17 protein-coding genes are annotated in these 21769 nt (G+C 35.3%); 2 read left to right on the top strand and 15 right to left on the bottom strand.

Annotated elements, in window-relative coordinates; translation table 11 throughout:
• Positions 1-8 precede the first annotated feature (8 nt).
• The 13 genes from infB to LACWKB10_RS04875 form a co-directional block, all read right to left on the bottom strand.
• Entirely contained in the window at positions 9-2648 is a 2640-nt protein-coding gene (infB, locus tag LACWKB10_RS04935) for a translation initiation factor IF-2 (protein WP_034979536.1), read from the bottom strand.
• A 4-nt stretch (positions 2649-2652) separates the two neighbouring features.
• Positions 2653-2964: a ribosomal L7Ae/L30e/S12e/Gadd45 family protein gene (locus LACWKB10_RS04930; RefSeq protein ID WP_034979533.1), complete on the bottom strand. Its 312-nt coding sequence runs from the start codon at positions 2962-2964 to the stop codon at positions 2653-2655.
• 2 nt (positions 2965-2966) lie between these two features.
• Positions 2967-3263, bottom strand: coding sequence for an RNase P modulator RnpM (gene rnpM / locus LACWKB10_RS04925; RefSeq protein ID WP_141639320.1), 297 nt, complete (start codon positions 3261-3263; stop codon positions 2967-2969).
• An 18-nt stretch (positions 3264-3281) separates the two neighbouring features.
• Positions 3282-4538, bottom strand: a complete 1257-nt coding sequence (nusA, locus tag LACWKB10_RS04920) for a transcription termination factor NusA (RefSeq protein ID WP_052060288.1) — start codon at positions 4536-4538, stop codon at positions 3282-3284.
• 18 nt (positions 4539-4556) lie between these two features.
• Positions 4557-5030, bottom strand: coding sequence for a ribosome maturation factor RimP (gene rimP / locus LACWKB10_RS04915; protein ID WP_034979530.1), 474 nt, complete (start codon positions 5028-5030; stop codon positions 4557-4559).
• Between the two features lie 105 nt (positions 5031-5135).
• Positions 5136-9443, bottom strand: a complete 4308-nt coding sequence (locus LACWKB10_RS04910; protein ID WP_034979528.1) for a PolC-type DNA polymerase III — start codon at positions 9441-9443, stop codon at positions 5136-5138.
• 5 nt (positions 9444-9448) lie between these two features.
• Positions 9449-11149: a proline--tRNA ligase gene (locus LACWKB10_RS04905; RefSeq protein WP_034979525.1), complete on the bottom strand. Its 1701-nt coding sequence runs from the start codon at positions 11147-11149 to the stop codon at positions 9449-9451.
• A gap of 26 nt (positions 11150-11175) precedes the next feature.
• Positions 11176-12432 carry an RIP metalloprotease RseP gene (rseP, locus tag LACWKB10_RS04900; protein WP_034979522.1) on the bottom strand — a complete coding sequence of 419 codons (1257 nt, stop codon included), beginning with the start codon at positions 12430-12432 and terminating at the stop codon, positions 11176-11178.
• 10 nt (positions 12433-12442) lie between these two features.
• Positions 12443-13240: a phosphatidate cytidylyltransferase gene (locus tag LACWKB10_RS04895; RefSeq protein ID WP_034979520.1), complete on the bottom strand. Its 798-nt coding sequence runs from the start codon at positions 13238-13240 to the stop codon at positions 12443-12445.
• An 8-nt stretch (positions 13241-13248) separates the two neighbouring features.
• Positions 13249-13983, bottom strand: coding sequence for an isoprenyl transferase (locus LACWKB10_RS04890; protein ID WP_034979517.1), 735 nt, complete (start codon positions 13981-13983; stop codon positions 13249-13251).
• A 3-nt stretch (positions 13984-13986) separates the two neighbouring features.
• Positions 13987-14544 carry a ribosome recycling factor gene (gene frr / locus LACWKB10_RS04885; RefSeq protein ID WP_034979514.1) on the bottom strand — a complete coding sequence of 186 codons (558 nt, stop codon included), beginning with the start codon at positions 14542-14544 and terminating at the stop codon, positions 13987-13989.
• Entirely contained in the window at positions 14537-15268 is a 732-nt protein-coding gene (pyrH, locus tag LACWKB10_RS04880) for a UMP kinase (protein ID WP_034979511.1), read from the bottom strand. The genes frr and pyrH overlap by 8 nt, the downstream gene beginning before the upstream one ends.
• A gap of 124 nt (positions 15269-15392) precedes the next feature.
• Positions 15393-16304: an ROK family protein gene (locus LACWKB10_RS04875; protein WP_034979508.1), complete on the bottom strand. Its 912-nt coding sequence runs from the start codon at positions 16302-16304 to the stop codon at positions 15393-15395.
• 356 nt (positions 16305-16660) lie between these two features.
• On the opposite strand from LACWKB10_RS04875, the gene LACWKB10_RS04870 reads away from it, so the two are divergent.
• Positions 16661-17776, top strand: coding sequence for an acyltransferase family protein (locus LACWKB10_RS04870; RefSeq protein WP_034979505.1), 1116 nt, complete (start codon positions 16661-16663; stop codon positions 17774-17776).
• Positions 17777-17850: 74 nt separating this feature from the next.
• Here LACWKB10_RS04870 and LACWKB10_RS04865 read toward each other — a convergent pair whose 3' ends face one another.
• Both LACWKB10_RS04865 and LACWKB10_RS04860 read right to left on the bottom strand, forming a co-directional pair.
• The gene (locus LACWKB10_RS04865) at positions 17851-19311 is read right to left on the bottom strand and encodes an FAD-binding protein (RefSeq protein ID WP_052060287.1); all 1461 of its coding nucleotides are present in this window, start codon (positions 19309-19311) and stop codon (positions 17851-17853) included.
• Positions 19312-19326: 15 nt separating this feature from the next.
• Complete coding sequence (locus tag LACWKB10_RS04860; RefSeq protein WP_034979502.1) at positions 19327-20565, bottom strand: MFS transporter; 1239 nt, start codon at positions 20563-20565, stop codon at positions 19327-19329.
• 101 nt (positions 20566-20666) lie between these two features.
• Here LACWKB10_RS04860 and LACWKB10_RS04855 point away from each other — a divergent pair, with 101 nt between their 5' ends.
• Entirely contained in the window at positions 20667-21563 is an 897-nt protein-coding gene (locus tag LACWKB10_RS04855; RefSeq protein ID WP_034979499.1) for a LysR family transcriptional regulator, read from the top strand.
• The last annotated feature ends 206 nt before the right edge of the window (positions 21564-21769 follow it).

Here is a 21769-nt window from a genome sequence, read left to right as displayed (position 1 = left end):
CAGTTAATTTATTCAGGTTTAACTTCCTGCTTTTCAACTGCTTCCATCTCATCACCAATCTTGATGTCATTATAACCCTCAATTGTTAAACCACAGTCAAATCCTTGCTTAACAATCTTGGCATCATCTTTAAATCGTTTGAGTGATGCGACTTTTCCGGTGTAGATCACAACTCCATCACGTATCAAATTAATTTCAGAATCTTTTGAAACATATCCAGAATCAACAAATGCTCCAGCAATTGTACCGACTTTAGAAACTTTCCAAGTTTCGCGTACAGTTAGGTTGCCCACAACCTTATCTTCATACGTTGGTTCCAGCATACCCTTCATAGCAGCTTTAACATCATCAATTGCCTTATAAATAATACTATATAGTCGGATATCTACTCCATCAGCTTCGGCTTGAGATTTAGCTGTAGCAGTCGGACGGACATTAAAACCTATGATGAAGGAGTTTGAAGCTCCAGCTAATGTAACATCAGATTCATTTACAGCACCTACGCCTGCATGAATAATATTAACACGAACGCCTTCGACTTCTATCTTTTCAAGCGATTGCTGCAATGCTTCCACTGAGCCTTGTACATCTGCTTTTAAGACAACGCCTACTTCTTTCATGTTTTCTTTCTTCATCGTGTCAAACAAGTTATCAAGAGTAACATGTTGTACATTTTCACGAGATTGTTGTAAAGCCTGTTGTGCTCTTTGTTCACCAACACTTCTGGCGGTCTTCTCATCATCGAAGACAACTATCTTATCAGCGGACTCTGGCACATCATTTAACCCGGTAATTTCAACTGGCATTGACGGCGTAGCTTTTTCTACCTGTCGACCACGATCATTTGTCATTACACGAACCCTACCAAAGCGATTTCCAACAACAATTGGATCACCAACTTTTAGGGTTCCTTGTTGAATTAAAAGGTCGGCAACTGGTCCACGCCCACGGGAAAGGCGAGCCTCAATAACTGTACCGATAGCTTTTTGGTTCGGATCAGCTTTTAATTCCATCACATCTGCTTGTAAAAGAATCATTTGTAAAAGTTCATCTACATTTTCACCTGTTTTAGCAGAAATGTTAACAAAGATAGTGTCACCACCATAATTTTCTGGAATTAAATTATATTTCATTAACTGTTCAGTAACATGTTCAGGGTTAGCGCCTGGAACATCCATCTTGTTAATTGCAACAATGATTGGGACTTTAGCACTTTTAGCATGATCAATTGCTTCAACAGTTTGTGGCATAACACCATCATCGGCAGCTACAACGAGTACAACAATGTCTGTAATTTCAGCACCACGTTCACGCATGTTAGAAAATGCCGCATGTCCAGGAGTATCTAAAAATGTGATTGGATGATTATCAACTCTTACCTGATAAGCACCGATTTTCTGTGTGATTCCACCAGCTTCATGAGCAGAAACATGAGTATGACGTAATCGGTCAAGCAAGGTTGTTTTACCATGGTCAACGTGTCCCATTATTGTTACAACCGGTGGCCGTTTGATTTGATGCTTGGATTTCATAGAAGCTTTCATTCTCTTGTCATAAAGGGTATCAATATCAGAAATATCTTCATGAACTTTTTCTTGAGCATTAATATTATATTCAGCAGCTACTAATTCTATTGCATCTTTATCAAGAGACTGATTTTGGTTAGTCATCACACCTAACATAAATAGTTTCTTTACTATTTCAGCTGGTTCACGATGAAGCAGTTTCCCCAAATCTTGAGCATTCATGCCAACTTCGTATACCAGAGTCTCTGGTAACGGACGTTCTTTTCTCTGGGTTGGCTGTTTCTTTGGTACCTGTTCGAACTGCTTTTTCTTATTCTTTCTTTTACGCTTTTCTTGATGCTTTGAGTAATTATTGGTACCAAAAGTTTGATTTTTACCTTTTCTGCCAGGTTTACCAGAATTGCGACCGTGACCATTGCCACGACGTTTTTCTTCTTTTGCAGGTTCAGGTGCAGCATTTGTATCTAAAGCTTTAGGTTTATTAACTGGGCTTGCCTTTTGTGTATTCTTCATTCTGGCTGGCGAAGGCTTAATTATTTTTGGTCCAGTGACTTTAGGAGCTGTAGTTTCAACTTTGACAACTTTATTTTCTGATTTTGTGGTTTTTTTGTTATCCTCTCCAGAAGATTTTTTGACAGTCGTTTGATCTTCATTATAAGACTTCTGGACTCTTTCACTTTGACGATCTAATTTCTTTTCATCCACACGTTGTTTTTGCTTTAACTGCTTTAATAAGTCTTGTGCTACTGGCTTTGAAGTCTTTTGGCTTGGGTTAGTATGTTGCTTATTGCGATCTTGAGCTTGTCTTGATCTATTGTTAGATCGGTGAAAGTTGTTGCTCCTTTTGGTATTCTTGTTATTATTATTTTCCTCATGCTTTTTTTCATTTTTGCGAATTGAGGTAACGGAAATTTTGATTTTACTGCTCCTTTTCGCGGGTTTCTCTTGCTTTTGCGCGGGAGCGGAGCTACGGAAACTATCTTTTAATTGATTTACTTGTGAATCTTCAAGTGATGACATATGATTTTTAACATCCAGTCCCAGGTCCTTCGCCTTATTGACCACAGTTTTATTATCGATGCCTAATTCTTTTGCCAATTCATAAATTCTTGTTTTAGCCATCAAATCACACTCCTTCGTCTATTTTTTGTAACAATGCTTTGCAGAAACCAGTATCAGTAATTCCTAAAACTTTTCGCTTTTTTCCGATCGCTTGGGAAATTTCATTACTAGTAAATTTGTTAATAACAAGTATATTATTTTGTTCCCCAACTTTATAGATCTTTGCAGTAGTATCTGCATGACTATCTTGGGCTAAAATAATTAGTTTTACCTTTTTGGCTTTTGCGCCAATTGAAACAATTTCAGTGCCTGAAACTAATTTTCCGGCCTTTTGACTTAATCCCAACAAATTTAGTGCTTTTTGTCTATTTTGCAAATCTACTTATCACCAAACAATTCTTTTCTTGCCTTTTGATGGTCAACATATGAGTAAAGCTCCTGGTAAAACTCTTTAGGCACTTTAGTTCCTAAACTCCGCTCAATTAAGCCCTTTTCTTGAGCATTTTTGATCTGACTTGGATCAAGCGAAACATATGCTCCCCTACCAGGTTTTTTACCAGTAGGATCAACAGAAATGTTCTTTTCCTTGTCGACTACTATGCGCACCAATTCTTTTTTTGGCTGCATGGTATTAGTCAACAAATCTTTTCGCATTGGAATCTTTCTTTTTTTCAAAAAGTTTCACCTCTTGCTTTAATTTTCAGTAGAATCTACTGTTTCACCATCAGAAATGTTATCCTGAAGCTCATCTTCTGGTTCAGCCTCTTCAGAAGCTGGATCTTCATCAGATTCTTCGCTCTCAGCAAAATCGCTGTTTTCTTGTAAAGAAGACTTTGAACCATCATCAGCTAAATTATTAGTTTCAGCTTCTTCATTTTCTTTTTCAGCCTGATCAGTGCTTTCGTCAACAAATTCTACTTCAGATTCTGGTCTAATATCAATCTTATATCCTGTTAATCTGGCAGCCAAACGTACATTCTGTCCTTTTTTACCAATTGCAAGCGACAACTGGTAATCCGGAACAATTACCAAAGCACTTTTTTCCTCCTCCTCATCTCCAAATTGAACAGCAATCACTTCAGCGGGATTCAAGGCATTAGCAATGTAGTCTGACGGATCTTCCTCGTATTTAACTACATCTATGTTTTCACCGTCAAGTTCATTAACCACATTCTGAACTCTGGCACCTCTTTGACCAACACATGTTCCTACAGGATCAATGTTAGGATCATTTGACTTCACTGCAATCTTGGTTCTGTCCCCTGCTTCACGAGCAATTGAGACCACTTCAACAGTTCCATCATAAATTTCAGGTACTTCTTGTTCAAATAATCTCTTTACCATATCAGGTGCGGTACGTGAAACCGTAATTTGAGCGCCTTTTGAATCTGAACCAACATGAGTAACCAAAACCCGAATCTGATCTTGGGGATTATAGCTTTCACCAGGCATTTGATCATTACGTGGCATTACTGCTTCAACATTACCAATTTTAACATAAACGAAACGATTATCACGTCTTTCAACAGTTCCTGTTATTAATTCATCTTCATACTGAGAGTACTCATCAATAATATGATTTCTCTCTGCCTCACGCAAATGTTGCATAATAACTTGTTTAGCAGTTTGTGCAGCAATACGACCAAAATTTTTAGGTGCAACTTCGAAACGAATTTTATCACCAAGTTCATAAGCCCGATTAATTGTCAGAGCATTCTTTAAACTGATTTCCAAACGTTCATCATGAACTTCTTCAACGACAGTCTTTTCAGTCATCAGCTTAAAGTCGCCCTTACGTTCATCAAATTCAACTATTACATTCGTTGCCTGATTATAATTTTTCTTATATGCTGCAACCAGCGCTGCTTTTATCGCTTCAACAATTACGTCTTGCTTTATACCCTTTGTTTTCTCGAGTGTAGCGAACGCTTCAAGCATTTCCTTAGACATAAATTTTAATCAACCTTTCTAAAACTCAATTGCGAAACGAATGCCTGCAATTGCTTTACGGGGAAGTGATAAAACCTTCTTTTTAGTTTTTATCTTTATTTCAAGTTCGATTTCGCTATCATTATAAGATTTTAAAGTTCCCTCATATTCTTTTTCACCTTCAACTTTCTGGTATAGTTTTATATGCACATACTCATTTAAAGCTTTTTCCCAATCATCTTTGTTTTTTATTGGTCTTTCAATACCAGGAGAAGAAACTTCCAAAATATATGGATCAGGAAATGGATCAGGTTGTATTTGATCAAGCTTCTCAGATAATAATTCACTTAACCCTGCAATTTCATCCATATCAATACCATTTTCTCTATCAACGTAAATTCTTAAATAGTTTTGACCCTTTTCTTTAACGTATTCTATATCAATAAACTCATCTTTGCGTTCTGCAATAATTGGTTTAATTTCTTTGAGAACAGAATCTTTAACTTTCGCCAAGTACTTTCCTCCGTAATAAAAAGAGTGAGCACAATTGCTCACTCCGAATTATTTATTCGAACTTCTTTAAGAAGTATATCACATTTATATTAATACTGCAAAATTTTAAAAGAGTGAAAGTTGATTCTGCTCCGGCATTCCAGTTAGAACTTCATTATTTTCTAAATAATCCATAATTGACTGAGATACTTTTCCACGGTTTGCCAAATCTTCTTTTGACAAAAATTTCTGCTCAGTTCTTGCAGCAACAATTTGTTTGGCTGCATTATTTCCCAGACCAGGAACTGCGTTAAATGGTGCTAAAATTGTATGCTGATCAATAATTTTAAAATTAGTAGCTTCAGACTGATTAATATCAACCATTTTTATCTTAATACCACGCTCTAAACACTCATTAGCAATTTCTAGGACTGTCAGAAGACTTTTATCCTTTGCAGACGCATCATTTCCTTGATTTTGAATATCAGCCATTGCCTTTTTTACCGTGTTTTTACCATGACTCATAGCTACTAAATCAAATAAATCAGCCCGTACTGAGAAATAAGCAGTGTAGTAGATTTCAGGATAGTAAACTTTAAACCAGGCAATTCTTAAAGCCATTAATATATAAGCCGTCGCATGTGCTTTCGGAAACATATACTTGATTTTGAGACAAGACGGAATGTACCAGTCAGGAATTTTATCATTTTTCTGTAGAACTGCCATATCATCATCACTTATTCCCCGACCATGACGAACTGATTCCATAGTTGAAAACGCTACTTCGGGTTTAACTCCCCAGTGAATCAAGTCCATCATGATGTTGTCTCTACAACCAATAACATCTTTTAGTTTGCAAGTGCCGTTGTTAACAAGCTCTTCTGCATTTCCTAACCAGACATCAGTACCGTGGGATAGGCCAGAAATTTGCAGTAACTCGGAGAATGTAGTCGGCTTTGTTTCCTCTAACATACCGCGTACAAATTTTGTGCCAAATTCGGGTACACCTAAAGTACCAGTTTCTGATTGAATTTGCTCAGGCGTTACACCTAAAATTTTAGGACTTGAAAAAAGCGACATTACTCCTGGATCATCGGGTGGAATTGTTAAAGGATCAACACCGGAAAGGTCTTGCAACATTCTAATCATAGTTGGATCATCGTGACCTAGAATATCAAATTTCAAGATATTATCATGAATGGAATGAAAATCAAAGTGTGTTGTCAACCACGCAGCATTGACATCATCTGCAGGATATTGTACGGGTGTGAAGTCATAGATATCCATATCATCAGGAACGACAACAATACCTGCAGGATGCTGACCGGTAGTCCTTTTAACTCCACTGACACCAGCTGCTAAACGATCAAGTTCAGCATTACGCAGATTCAATTCTTTTTCTTCATCATAGTGTTTAGCATAACCATAAGCTGTCTTATCAGCAACAGTGGCAATTGTACCTGCTCGATAAGAATTATCGGGACCAAACATTACTCGAATAAAGTTATGAGCTACCGGCTGATAGTCACCCGAGAAATTCAAATCGATATCAGGAACTTTGTCACCGTGAAATCCCAAAAACGTTGCAAAAGGAATATCTTGCCCATCCTTAACCAGTTCAGCTCCACACTTAGGACATTTTTTATCTGGCAAGTCATATCCAGACCCGTATTCACCGTTTTCGAAAAATTTCGAATACTTACATTTTGGGCAACGATAATGGGGTGCCAATGGATTGACTTCAGTTATACCCGACATTGTAGCCACCAGACTAGAGCCAACGGAACCACGTGAGCCAACCAAATAGCCATCCTTATTCGACTTAGCCACTAGTCTTTGAGAAATCAAATAAATTACAGCATAACCATTGGAAATAATTGAATTGAGTTCCATATCAAGTCTATCTTGAACAATCTTTGGCAGTGGATCTCCATATAGCTCATGTGCTTTGTCATATGTCAAACGCTTCATTTCTTCATCAGCGTTGTCAATGTGTGGTGGGTAAAGTCCGTCTTTAATAGGTGAAATTTCTTCAATTGACTCAGCAATTTTATTAGGATTAGTAATTACTATTTCTTTAGCAATATCTGCACCTAAAAAGCTAAAGGCATCTAGCATTTCCTGAGTAGTGTAAAAATGCATGTCAGGCTGTTTTTTGTTCCTGTCAGGATTGCTGCGTTGAGCAGAAATCAAAATAGTACGATATATAGCATCATGTTCTTCCAGATAATGTGCATCTCCTGTGGCAACTACTGGTTTATTTAATTCCTTACCCAATTTGTAAATATTTGTCAGAATTTCTTCAAGTTCTTTTTCATCAGCAATCAAATGATCTTCAATCATAATTGAATAATTTGCTGGTGGCTGAATTTCGAGGTAATCATAAAAGCGTGCCTTCTTACGAGCTTCGTCATAGCCTTTTTGCATCATTGCAACAAAAACATCGCCTTCAGAGCATCCAGAACCATATAGCAAACCTTCATGATTCTTAACCAAATCTGATTTGGGAGTACGTGGGATCCGATAAAAATCTTTGGTACTTGCAATAGAAACCAGTCTGTACATGTTTTTAAGACCAGCTTGATTTTTAGCTAAGATAGTCATATGTTGCGGCCGGGCTCTTTTAAAAACTTGACCCTGAGCAGCATAATCGTTCATTTTACCTAAATCATCTTCGTGATACTTTTTGACAAACGCATCCAAGAGCTTAAACATTAAATAGCCTGTTGCTTCAGCATCTTGGTTAGCCCTATGGTGATGCTCGAGGACAACATTATATTTTTTGGCCAGAGAATCTAACGTATGTCTGGTTTGTTCTGGATGAAGCAACCGTGATACTTCTAGAGTATCAACTACCGGCTGAGTAATTTCTTCTAAGTTAGCTCGTTTCAAAGCTGCGTTGACAAAACCAACATCAAACTGAACATTATGACCACAAAGCGGACGGTCACCATAAAAATCCTGAAATTGCTTAATAACCACAGCTTCATCATCAGCTGCTCCTACCATTTCATCAGTAATTGATGTCAAATTAATGGTCTGTTCACTTAATGGATGATGGGGATTAATAAATTTATCAAACCTCTCCAGCACTTCCCCATTTTTCATCTTTACAGCACCGATTTCAATAATGGTATCGTAAACGGATGACAAACCTGTCGTTTCAACGTCAAAAATAACAAATTCACGATCTTTATATGTCATTGAAGCCGGATTAAGAACCAGTAATGCATGATCATCAATCATATTAGCTTCTAAACCGTAAATTATTTTGACACCATTCTTTTTACCTGCGTTATATGCTTCAGGAAAGGCTTGAACATCAGCATGGTCTGTAATAGCTATTGCTTTTTGACCAAATTTCTTAGCAGCCATGATAAAGTCAGTTGCGGTATTTGTAGCATCAAGCTGACTCATATTTGTATGTAGATGTAGCTCGACCCTTTTTTCATCACCCTGATATTTTTCAGTTCTGCCAACATGCTCTACAATTTCAAAACAAGAAATATTAAAAACAGTGTCATGACTCCACTGGTCTTCAGCTACTGATCCTTGCATTTTAGCCCAAGTTCCCGGTTTTATTTTTGTCATATTTTCAATTTGCTCTTTATCGGAAACAAACTTTTTAAATGAAATTGAATCAGTGTAGTCAGTTATTTCGCCTGTAAATATAATTGAACCATTTTTTAATTCTCGACTTGAAATATTAAAAATATTACCTTCTATTACAATATTTCTACTTCCATCAATTACTTCCTTAATTTGAGTTACAGGTAAACTATCATCCAATTTGCGGTTGCCATAACGAGTCTTTTTTGTAGAATAGGTTGCTTGTTTTGGCTTTTCTGGTGCTGGAGCCGAATCATATTCTTCCTGCATATTTTGTTCATGTTGCTCTTGCAGCTCCTGAAGACTGGCTAAATTATTTTTGGAATTTTCATCATCAATTTCAGTTACAAACTTCAAGTTAAAGAAACCAAAATTTCTCATTTCTTCCGCAAGTTCATCAAGCATTTTTTGCTCCAGCAGTCCATCAACCACTAAATTATCAACTGGAATTATCCAGCGACCATTTTCCTTTTTAGGCTTATGACTAGAAATAAATTCTCGTGCTACTGGTTGTAAGGCCCGAGAATTTTGCACCGCGAACTGCCAATAGTCAGTTAAATAATCATCTGCTCCATCCTGTGAACGAACATATAAATGAATATTGACAAAAGAGGAAAAGCTAGCAGTTATAGCCTTATTTAAAGCATTAAAAGTTTCAAACTTTAATGGTGTAGTAAAAAGAACATGGATATCCCACCTGTGTTCTTTAGCGTAGACATCCACGTTCTCAATTTCGCCCTTTTGCAACAAATCATTATCTGCAAATTCTTGCGGAAACTTGATTTGCTCCAATAACCTTAAAAATAGTTTATTTTTATCAGTCACGAAAATTATCCTAACTCTTTATTAATAAAATCGTCTAACTCGGACACTGTCATTTCAGTTGCTTTTTCATCAGTAGGCCGTTTAACTTCGACTACTCCTTCACTGGCTTTTTTACCAACTGTTACTCGCACTGGAGCTCCCAGCAAGTCAGCATCAGCAAATTTAACTCCTGCCCGTTCATTACGATCATCATACAATACATCATACTTAGCACTGTACTTTTCTTCAAGTTTTTGAGCCAAAGTCGTTTGACCTTCATCTTTCATTTTCATTTGAACAATGTGCAGGCTAAATGGTGCAATTTCTTTAGGCCAGGCCACGCCATTTTTAGTCAAATGCTGTTCAATCACAGCAGATAAAACTCTTGTAACCCCAATACCATATGAACCCATTATAACAGGTTGAGCTTTACCATTTTTATCGAGGAAATTTGCACCCATAGTTTTTGTATAATAAGTTCCCAGTTTAAAAATGTGTCCTACCTCAATAGAAGTTGTGAATTTTAATGGTAAATGATCAATTGGATCTGGTTCACCTTCATTAGCAACACGAATGTCACCGAATATGTCTGGAGTAAAATCACGATTTAAATTCACATTTTTAATTTGGTAACCAGATTTATTTGCACCTACTACAACATTATAAAGATTTTTAACAGTATTATCTGCTACTACTTTATCAGCCCAATCAGCTTTAATTGGACCAACGCTACCTTTGCCAACGCCGGTTATGTTTGCCAATTCTTCATCAGTAGCGATTCTTAGTGAATCAACATCAAGTAAATGCTTTAATTTTACTTCATTGACTTCTTTATCACCACGGATTAAGACTAGGATATTTTCTTTTTCATTAGCAACGTAAAGCACACTCTTAATAATTCTAGTTGCCGGAATATTTAAAAATTTAACTAAATCAGCGATACTCTCTTGACCAGGAGTAGCTACTTCTTCAACTTGTTTTAACGGTTCCTCTTTCTGCTTGAACGTATCAATACTGCAAGCCATTTCTAGATTAGCTGAATATGTTCCTGTTTCATTCGTAGCAATAGTATCTTCACCGATGGCAGCTGGAGCCTGAAATTCAGTTGAATTTTTTCCTCCCATAGTTCCTGAATCGGCTATAACCGGAGTAACTTTTAAGCCACAACGATGATACGCAGCTGTAAAAGCCTTTTTCTCATCTTCAAATTGTTGATCAAGCTGTTCTTTAGTAGCGGCAAAGCTGTATGCATCAAGCATGATGAATTCACGTGATCTAAGCAAACCGAAACGAGGCCTGTTTTCATCTCTAAACTTTGATTGAATTTGGAAAAGAGCTATCGGCATTTGCTTATAACTTTTTAAATTTTTTGCGACAATATCAGTAAATGTTTCCTCATGAGTTGGTCCTAGCAGGCTTTGACGACCATGTCTGTCTTTAAGTTTAAACATTTCCGGACCATATTTTTGCCATCTGCCTGATTCTTCCCATAAAGTTGCTGGTAAAAGATCCGGCATTGCCATTTCTGGCACGTTAATTTTTGCCATTTCTTCACGCATTATCTGTTCAGCTTTACTTAGAACACGGTACCCTAAAGGCAAATACGCATAAACACCCGCTGTAACTTGACGAACGTATCCACCTCGCAGCATCAATTTATGACTTTCAGCAACAGCATCAGCTGGTGCTTCCTTCAAAGTTGGCATAAATAATTTAGATTGTCGCATTAATTCTCTCTCCCAAAATTAATATTTTATTTAATAAAGTAACGGTAGATATCATTACCAGTTACAGCAATAATTAAAACTAATAATAAACCGAAGCCAACCAGTTCTACCATGGCTTCATGATTTTCTGATATCGGTTTGCCCCGCACAATTTCAATAATGTTTAGCAAAAACTTGCCACCATCAAGACCCGGTACAGGAATTAGATTCACGATTCCCAAGTTAATTGAAATCATTGCCAAAAAAGCTAAGATATAAGTAAAACCCATTTGCGAAACCTGTGATGTCTGGGAATAGATACCCACAGGTCCAGAAAGCTTATTTAAACTAAAATGACGGAATAAGCCACCAACTGCACTGAAAATCATTCCCGTAGTGGAAACAGCCGTATTCCATCCACGCTTAAATTTAGCCCCGATTCTTTCATCGCTTTTTGCTCTAATTCCGATTTGGTAAACTTTTTGACCTTGCATTTTTACTGCTTTTGGTTGAACGTTTACTACTTTTTTTTGCTTATCTTTAATAACAGAGATATTAATTTTTTTATTTTTGTTCTGATATATTTCTTCCGAAATTTGTTCGAAAGACGATATTTTGTGACCATTAACAGCCAAAATTTTTGAACCCGGCTCAATTTTTGCAACAGCTGCAGGTGAATTAGGTGTCACTTCTGCTATTTCTGTAGTTGCAGGACCGGGAACAGTAAATGTCCAAATTAAAAAAACGACAAAACCTAGAATTATATTCATTAATGGTCCAGCAATATTGGTAGCTAGTTTCTGCCACACATTGGCTTCTTGAAACTGTGTATCACGTGGTGCAATAATTAACTCAGTTTTTGAATGATCAATAACTGTAGCATCATGATTGACTTTGTATGTGACTAATCGATCTTCTTCACCATTTTCATATCCAGAAATAAAAAGTTTATCTACCAAATCAAATGCCGTAACTTGTAATGGTATTCCTTCAATCGGTATATCTGATTCAGAGGCATCAATTTTTACAACTTCTTTCTGTTGATTAAGCTGTAAAACCACTCTCATCCCTGCCGCTAAATCAGTTTCGTCATCTTTACTTGCTAAACGGACATATCCGCCTAGCGGGAGCCACCTAATCGTATAAGTAGTTGGATTGCGTCTAACTTGGAAAAGCTTTGGTCCCATACCTATTGAAAATTCACGTACTAAAATACCGCACTTTTTAGCAACAATAAAGTGCCCGAATTCATGGACAAAAACTAATATTCCAAATACTACTAAAAAGATAAGTATACCTTTCACAAAAATCCCCCTAGTGTATGATTCCCATCAAAGCAGCAAAAACAGGTAAAACAAAGAGCATGCTGTCAAAGCGATCAAGTATTCCACCATGACCTGGCAATATCTTGCCTGAATCCTTTACCCCATAGTATCTCTTATAAGCAGATTCAACCAAATCACCCATTTGTCCAACAATTGATAATATAAGAGCAAAAATAATCATTTCAACTTGTGAATGGTTCAGATTAACAAAGTAAACATAAATTGTGGCACAAATTACAGCACAAATTGTGCCACCAATTGAGCCTTCCCATGTTTTATTAGGACTAATTACAGGCCACAACTTATGTTTACCAATTTTACGCCCGATCATGTAGGCTCCTGTATCTGTCAGCCAGACTACAACAAAAACGTAGCAAAGCAGTGCAAGACCATTGTTTGCGTTTCTAATACTTGCCATGTAATGAAAGCCGGTTCCCACATATAATGAGCCTAATGTATAAACCGCTACATCATCAAAAGTAGTTTTATTTTTAGTTAAAACTGTCCAAGTTAGCATTAACATTATCAAAGCAAAATAAATGCCGTATTTTGTCCAATGAAACGGCATTGACTTGAGAAAACTATCAGGAACTGCCCAAATAATGGTGGCCAGTAAAGCTAGTAGAAAGTTTACTGAAACCAATATTTGTTTTTTCATTAAAAAGAATTCACTGATACCAACGGCCGCAAACAAAACGGTGAGCCAATCCATCCAAAGTCCGCCAACTATGACGATAGGAATAAATAAAATTAAAGCAATAACTGCTGTGATTACACGTTGTTTCATATATTTACCTAACTATCTGATTCATCGACTTTACCGAAACGTCGATGACGATTTTGAAAATCAATAACAAATTTTTCTAGATCTTCTCTAGTAAAATCAGGCCAGTTTTTCTCACTAAAAGCAAGTTCTGAATATGCTAATTGCCATAACATGAAATTAGAAATCCTTTGCTCACCAGAAGTTCTGATTAATAAATCTGGATCACTGTATTTACCAAAGCTTGCAGTCATCAATCTCTGCGAAATCATTTTTTCAGAAATTTCATCACTTGTAATACTACCCGCTTCAACAAGAGTTGCAATTTCCTTTACTGCTGTAGTAATTTCCCTTCGTGAACCATAATTAAAAGCAAAGTTCAAAATCAAGCCACTGTTATGAGCAGTTTCAGCCATTGCTCTTTGAACTACATCATAGGTTTTAGAAGGTAATTCATTTAAGTAGCCCATAATGTTTACTTTGACATTTTCTTTCATTAAGGTTGGCATAAACTTATCAAAAAAGCGTACTGGCAAGTTCATTAGATATGCTACTTCTTCTTTAGGTCTACCCCAGTTTTCAGTAGAAAACGCATATAAGGATAAAACTTTGATGCCTAATTGGTTGGCTGCCAAAGTTATTCTTTCTACGTTGTTCATACCTTCGTAATGACCTGCAATTCGTGGTTTGCCTTGCTTTGTTGCCCAACGACCATTACCATCCATAATGATAGCTAAATGGTTTAACTGATTTTTTTTATCTGCCATTTATTAGCCCTGGGTAATCTCTTTACGTTTTTCTTCTGCAATTTGGTCAATCTGCTTTGTTGCATCGTCAGTAACTTTTTGCACTTTCTTTTCCAAATTGCGCTGTTCATCTTCGGTGATTTCATCATCTTTTTGCTGCTTTTTAAGACTATTCATAGCTTCACGACGAACGTTTCTGATTGCTATTTTACTTTCTTCGGCCATTTTGTTGACCTCTTTAGCAATTTCTTGACGCCTTTCACCTGTTAATTGCGGAATAACAAGTCGGATGACTTTTCCATCATTTGCTGGCGTTAAACCCAAATTTGATGCTAAGAGTGCATGCTCAATATCATCGAGACTGTTCTGATCATAAGGTGTAATTAATAACACGCGTGGCTCAGGAATAGTAACACTAGACATTTGCGTTAATGGAGTAGGAGCACCATAATAGTCCACTTTTATTCCATCAAGTAAAGCTGCGTTAGCAACACCAGCACGAATAGAGCTCAAGTTTTTTTCAAAAACAGTAATTGATTTTTTCATATTATCTTGAGCTTTTTTGATTGCGTCATTATTCATTATTTTTCCCTCCGATTACTGTTCCAATATTCTCACCCAATACCACTTTTTTAATATTACCTTCAGTATTAACGTTGAATACAATTAGAGGAATGTTGGTATCCATAGATAGTGAGCTGGCAGTTCTGTCCATGACTTTTAAGTTTTTAGAAATAATATCTAGTTGTGAAAGTTCACTGTATTTTTTGGCATGTGGATCAACATTTGGATCAGCAGAGTAAACTCCGTCAACTCCATTTTTAGCCATTAGGATCACATCAGCACCTATTTCTGCAGCTCTTAAGGCAGCAGTTGTGTCAGTTGAGAAATAGGGGTTACCAGTGCCACCACCCATAATAACTACACGTCCTTTTTCCATGTGGTGAATAGCTTTTCTCCTAATATATGGTTCAGCTATTTGTCTCATTTCAATTGATGTTTGCAACCTAGTCGGTACTCCCACGTGCTCCAATCCATCCTGAAGAGCCAAGCCGTTCATTATAGTAGCAAGCATCCCCATATAATCAGCCTGCGAACGTTCCATACCAAGTTTTGCACCAGTTTCTCCGCGCCACATATTACCGCCACCGCAAACGATTCCAATGTCAACTCCTAAATCGTGAACAGATTTAATCTCCTTTGCCAAATGACTGATGACTGTAGGATTTATACCGGTTCCTTCATCACCAGCAAGAGCTTCACCAGAAATTTTCAAAACTATTCGCTTATACTTAACTTTAGTCATGACAACCTCCTCTATTAACTTTAGTTATTCTACCATATAAAAAGGGCAAATGTGGACTTAGAAATAAAAGAGAGAAATTTCTTAAAAAATCTCGAAGTTAATCAACTTCGAGATTTTGATAAAACTAATATTTATTTTCCTTATTAATTTGAAGCAATAAATTATAAAGCGATCCGTATAAATTTGAATCATTTCTAAAATGAGCAGAAACGATTGCAGGTTTAATCAAAGTATCACCAATGATTGGATTATAATTATTAACTAATTTATCGTATGCTTTATTTATACCGCTAATTAAAATTGGTTGTGCGCTTATACCGCCTCCAACGGCTATTTTATCTAAATCTACTACTGTTTGAATATTAAGAATTAAAGTTGCTACTTTTAAACAATAATCATTAAAAATCTCCACAGCTTCTCTATTACCGGACTTTATTGCTTCAAAAGCATGCAATCCGTCATTTACATTCTTATGTTTTAGTTTACGATTAATTGATTTAACAAAATTCACACCAGAACCATTACTTCCTACGGCACCTTCCATATCTTTAGGTTGCGATAAATCATTAATCATAAAACTTAATTCACCAGCTTGATAGTGTGTGCCGCGCAATAGATGACCATTAATTATTATGCCCCCACCAACACCGGTTCCAAGGGTTATTGCAGCGCAATTCGATTCACCTTTTAGACTACCCAACCAATTTTCTGCTAAAACGCTGGCCTTGCCATCATTTATTACCGCTACTGGAATCCTGTACTTTTTTCCATAAATTTCTGCAAAATCAATTCCATCCAAAAAAGGTAATGAACCACCAAATCTGATTTTAGTGTTTTCAATTTTTCCAGGAGAGCAAAAAGCCAAGCCTTTTATATCTGAAATATAATGTATTACAATTTGATCTATTTTAGCTAAAAATTCAGATTTATTTTTAACAGTAGCAATTTTGTCTTTTTCGATTATATTCCCAGCATAATCTAATTTTGCAAATTTAATTTCAGTTCCGCCAATATCAATGCTTAAATAATTTTTCATGACACTCTTTCATAAAATCACAATAATTACTGCAAACAACCTAAATACATTATCTCAAATATTCACTCTAAACAACTATTTGATACGGGAATTAAGAAATCACCTATTTGTTTTATTGCTAATTTCGTTTCTGGACAATCAAATAAAACAAAAATATGAAAAAGATCTTGCCCAACACGCAAAAGTATACTAATCCAAACCTTTTTTCAATTAAGCAATTTATCATCACAAAAAAAGGATAATTATCGGCTATTTTGATATCATCTTTTTGAGTTTTATAATAGAAACTAACTCTACACTAAATTGAAGCTTTAAAAAAACTAAGCTAAAAAGAAAAGGAATTTTCAGACCAGAAAATGGAAAAGTATTCATATGCATCATTCAAAATTGCAGACATAGGAGACTATTTAAAAGTATTCGCATGCACTGCTGTTATGGCGCAACCAATAATGTCCTTAATTATGGGAGTGGGACAACCATATAAAACGCAAGATATTTTTGGCGTTATGTATAATTTGGTTAAGTACACTGCCCCTGCATTTATATTTGGTATTTTGTATACAACAATTCGTACTAACGATATAGCAGGGGATTTTTCATATCAAAAACACTTGCGAGCAAACTGGTCAAATTTGTTTGTTCCCACAATCTGGTGGACATTGATCTACTTATTGGGATTGCCCTGGCTCCAGCAAATAAGAAAGTTTAATAATTTTGGTACGTTTTGCTGGCAATTTGTCAACGGTAATGCTGCTCCTCATCTGTGGTATAACACAATGATGTTGCAATTTATAATTTTAATGCCTATTTTCTGGGCTATTAGCCGCTATGTTGGTAACAATGTTAAACGTGGTTTACTAGTTGCCGCTATTACTTTTGTTTTATATTTTGCATGGCTCTGGTTTTATGACTTTTACGTTTTTCATGGTCCACAAGAAAAGAACTGGTATCTGCTAGATCGTATCTTTATTTCTTTCTTTATTTATGGTATCTATGGTGTATTGGCCTGGCAATTTAGAGACTATGTCAATACGTTTCTATATAAGTTTTGGTGGCTGATCTTAGTTGGTTTTGTTGCATGCTTTTTATGGACTAATTTCGAATTTCACGGATTTGGTCATCCGGTTCTTTTTGCAAATGCCCCATATTATAAGCCGTCTATGACATTTTACTGTTTAGCCGTTATAGCTTTAGTAGCTGCATTATGTTTATTTAATATTAGACACAACTCTAAAACTTGCTTGAAAGTCTTTCACTTTTTAGCATCCTATGCCTATAAAGCATATTTATCAAATGTATTTTGGGATCAACTGATTTGGCGCGGACTAAATATGAGTTATCATGCCGTTTATCATCCGTTTCTAACATTTTTTGGGACCTGGATCCTGACATGGATATTTTCTTTCACTTCAGCATATGATCTTCATATTTGGTGGTCAAAGGTAAAAGAGATTTTAGGTAAATGCAGATAAATACTAAATATATATTTTATACAAAAAGCACATTGATTTTGCATGTCAATGTGCTTAATTTATAAGCTAGACTATTAGTCTGAAGCATCTTTGGCCTTATTCAAAAGTAATGATTTTATTGCATTTCGACCAGAAAAAACGCAATATCCAGCATGGCTGCCAGGAACTTCAACTCCATAAGTATCGCCATACATAATGCCTGAACCATCACTTCCAATTGCATAAACTCCTTCAATTGCCATTCCATTTTCATCTAAAACTTGGTTTTCAAGATTGACTTTTAAGCCATCACCGGTTGTATAAGCTCCACAAGCTACCTCTACAGCATAAAAAGGCTTTCTTTCTAATGAATATAAATATTTTGCCGGCTTACCAAAATCTAAATCCTTTTTCTTAGTAGCCAATTCATTATATCTGTTAATAGTTTTTACCAGATTATTGGCTTTGATTTTTTCTTGAAGGTCATAAATTGAACCTGCAATATTCATAAATTGAGCTTTAACTTTTACATACCCATTAATTTCAGCTCTTAAGTTTGGTATAGTAGGCTTAGTATAAAAAGGATGCATATCCTTAATTATTGAAACATCTGTTAAGTAATCGATTATTTTTTGGTCTAAAATGACAAAAGTTTTTTCTTGTCTGCTAATTGCATTTCCTTGGCTTGCCCAATCATCAACACCATGATTTTCATCTATAAATCTGTCTCCATTTTCATTAACCCAGAGACAGGGTTGGGCACTTATAACCAAACCCCCAAGATTTGATTCCCATAGTTTATACGGTGGAATTTTGGAATCTACAAGTTGAGCGCCAAACTTCATTTTCATTCCCGTAAAATACTTTTGAGCCCCTAATGACCAAGCCATTTTCAGACCATCACCAGTACTCTTACCAGAATTCATTGGTACGATGTTGGTTTTTGTTTTAAAAAGAGTTTCTTTTATCAGCTCATCGTTATTAATATAACCACCAGTAGCAAAAACTAAGTTATTAGTAATAACTTTTTCTTCTACATTTGCACCGAGATTTCTATAAGTTATTTCATATTCATGGGTGTTTTTCTTATGCACATCTATAGCTTTTGTTGAAGTTTTGATAACGACCCCTCTTGATTTTGCATATGGTTCAAGACCAGAATGTATTGCGTTATAGCCAAGGCTTTTAAACAAATGCCACGTGTTTATACCAGTTCCTAGACTGGCAACTTGGTCAAATTCAACTCCGTGATTTTGAAGCCAGGTAATGTTTTCATTTGACCTATCAATATATTTCTTCCACATATCATGATTAGCTTGATAATGGGAATAATCCATTTCTTCTTTTAGTACTTCATTTTTATTAATTGTTATATTTTGTTTTCTCTGTAATTCAGAATCTACAGCAAATACTCCTTCAACATAATTTCCTGATCCTCCTGTAGACTTACCTTTTTCTAAAAGTAAAACAGATAAACCTGAATCTATTCCTTCAACTGCCGCACAAAAGCCGGATAATCCAGCTCCTAGAATTACTACATCATATTTATTCTTCATAAATATTTCCTTTCTTTATTTAATTCTTTTCTTTTTACCTATAATTACTAAAAGTATCATCAAAAAAGCGGCTAAAATGCAAAACAAAAATACTGCTAAGAATGAACCGGAAAGTTCATAGATTCCGCTTAAAATTGGCATAATAAAGGACCCTACAAAATATGAAATAGAAGTCACAAGTGAAAATCCCTTCTCAAATTCCTTGCCAAACATATACTTGGCAAAAATTTCTTGTCCAGAGCCAAATAGGCCATATGCTGAACATACCAGACCAGAGCCAAGAAGAGACAAAGTGACTGATTTCATTTGTGTTGCCATACAAAGAATAATATATGATATTATTCCTAATATTAGCCAAAATGGTAAGGCCTTGTTGGGCCCGAATTTATCGCAAGACAATCCTATTAACGGAATTACTACTATACCCACTATTGAAACAATAGAAGTCATTAAAGCTCCATTAGTAGCCCCTATACCAGTTACAACACCATATGTAGGAAACAACTGAGTAATATTCCCAGAAAATTGGACTAAAATAGTGAAAAGGACTGTTATTAAAAAAGCTCCAGACACAATTAACTTCTTAGTTGAAAGCTGAGCGTTATTATTAATATTTCCATTATTTTTTTCGTAAACAATTTCTTTTTCTAAAGCACCATAAGGCAATAATCCTACCTCTTGAGGTTTTAATTTAACAATCAAGGCAGAAGGTATACCTAAAATTAATGTCAAAATGGCTAAAAATAGAAAAGCATGTTTCCATCCTAGATTCTGAATTAAAATAGATGTTATTGGTGTCATAATAGCTATAAAAATCGCTTCTATAACTGAACTCAAGCTAAAAGCAAAATTTCTTCTTTTTTCAAACCAATTATTTATTACCATGCCTTGAACTACCAAACCTCCGAATGCCATACAAATTCCAAGTATTCCAGCCAATAAGTAAAAGACTATTAAGTTTTTAGTATTAGCAATCATAAAGGCACTTAAAGCAGTTATTATGACTGTGATTAGTAGTTCCCAACTTAATTTTACTTTTTGAATAATTTTTCCTACAAAAGGGATTACAACGGCCATTACAACGACCAATATAGTGTAGAATACTGATATTACTGATATTGGTTCGTGCATAGATTTAGCTATTGGAGTTAGAAATACGCCAATAACCCCTGAATATGTATCTACAATAGCGGCCATAGTCAATCCCATAGCTACTGTAACCACCCAAGGATAAACATTTTGTTTCTTATTCATTTTTTCCTCCTAATTAGAAAATTCACATAATTTAAGTTATCATTTACGTAAGCACTATCTAAACTGATATTCGAATAATTAATTACATTTAGGAATAAATAATGAATATTGAACAATTAAAAATATTTTTAACTGTTGCAAATACAAGTAATTTTTCTGTGTCTGCAAATAAATTAAATATGTCTCAGTCCACAGTTTCAAAACAAATTAAAGAGTTGGAAAATTACCTTGATTGTCGACTATTTCAACGAACTACCAGAAGTGTGTCTTTAACTCCAGAAGGTAAATATTTTTTTGGAATAGCAAAAAATATAGTTCATTCAATGGATATAGCGAGATTAAATCTTAAAAAGAATGGAAAAGAATTCACTTTAGGATATTTAAATACCTATGCAGACAAAATATTTATGCCACAATTAATTAAAGCAATTCACAAAAAATTTCCAACTTGGGATATACACGTTAAAGAAGTTTTTCTAGATGATATTTTAAATGGTTTGATTCATGGCAACACTAGCATTGTTTTCGGGGAAGAAGACTGCTTTGAAGGAGAAAAACATGTGAAGTTTTATCCTTTGACCAAGAGTAATTACTACTTAATTACTTCTTCAAAGAGTTTTGTAAGGAATTACAAATCGATAAAAATTTCTGATTTAAAGAATGTGCCTCTCATTTTAGGAAATATTAGGAATTATCTTCAAACCGAACAACATTTACATGACAAAATAATTGATGAAATAGGCAGAAGTAACATTGAATATGCTGACGACATGATGATAATGACTTTATTTATTAAAGCTGAAAACAAATGTGGTATTTTACCAGAGTATGGAATTGATAAGACTGATAAAAGTTTAAATTATATTCCAATTGAAAGTGATATTTATACAACATTTGGCTTTGGATATCTTGACACGTTGCCTTTAAGCATTAATCTAGATACAGTGACTAATCTGATTAAACAAGTTTATAAAAATTATTTACAAGTTTGCTATTAATAATATGATTTAATTACGTACCTATTAGTCTACCTGTGGAACGAAGCTTAATTTTTTAATTGTTTTCTTTCTGACTCTCTTCATTAAAAAAATTCTAGCCAAAATAATACCCTCAAATTTTGAAGTGCTCCATAATAGTTAGACATTAATCTGACTATTAGGAGCACTTTTTTCATGACTAAATATTCAACTACTTTGAAAATGGA

The organism is Lactobacillus sp. wkB10, assembly GCF_000760615.1.
Classification (GTDB): Bacteria; Bacillota; Bacilli; order Lactobacillales; family Lactobacillaceae; genus Lactobacillus; species Lactobacillus huangpiensis.
The sequence above is the reverse complement of the archived record's forward strand: the minus strand, read 5'-3'. Positions and strand labels throughout refer to the sequence as shown.

Excerpts from the sequence above, each read along its gene's own strand:
- infB (WP_034979536.1), bottom strand. The coding sequence starts at position 2,648 with ATGGCTAAAACAAGAATTTATGAATTGGCAAAAGAATTAGGCATCGAT.
- nusA (WP_052060288.1), bottom strand. The coding sequence starts at position 4,538 with ATGTCTAAGGAAATGCTTGAAGCGTTCGCTACACTCGAGAAAACAAAG.
- LACWKB10_RS04905 (WP_034979525.1), bottom strand. The coding sequence starts at position 11,149 with ATGCGACAATCTAAATTATTTATGCCAACTTTGAAGGAAGCACCAGCT.
- LACWKB10_RS04895 (WP_034979520.1), bottom strand. The coding sequence starts at position 13,240 with ATGAAACAACGTGTAATCACAGCAGTTATTGCTTTAATTTTATTTATT.
- LACWKB10_RS04890 (WP_034979517.1), bottom strand. The coding sequence starts at position 13,983 with ATGGCAGATAAAAAAAATCAGTTAAACCATTTAGCTATCATTATGGAT.
- frr (WP_034979514.1), bottom strand. The coding sequence starts at position 14,544 with ATGAATAATGACGCAATCAAAAAAGCTCAAGATAATATGAAAAAATCA.
- pyrH (WP_034979511.1), bottom strand. The coding sequence starts at position 15,268 with ATGACTAAAGTTAAGTATAAGCGAATAGTTTTGAAAATTTCTGGTGAA.
- LACWKB10_RS04875 (WP_034979508.1), bottom strand. The coding sequence starts at position 16,304 with ATGAAAAATTATTTAAGCATTGATATTGGCGGAACTGAAATTAAATTT.
- LACWKB10_RS04870 (WP_034979505.1), top strand. The coding sequence starts at position 16,661 with ATGGAAAAGTATTCATATGCATCATTCAAAATTGCAGACATAGGAGAC.
- LACWKB10_RS04865 (WP_052060287.1), bottom strand. The coding sequence starts at position 19,311 with ATGAAGAATAAATATGATGTAGTAATTCTAGGAGCTGGATTATCCGGC.
- LACWKB10_RS04860 (WP_034979502.1), bottom strand. The coding sequence starts at position 20,565 with ATGAATAAGAAACAAAATGTTTATCCTTGGGTGGTTACAGTAGCTATG.
- LACWKB10_RS04855 (WP_034979499.1), top strand. The coding sequence starts at position 20,667 with ATGAATATTGAACAATTAAAAATATTTTTAACTGTTGCAAATACAAGT.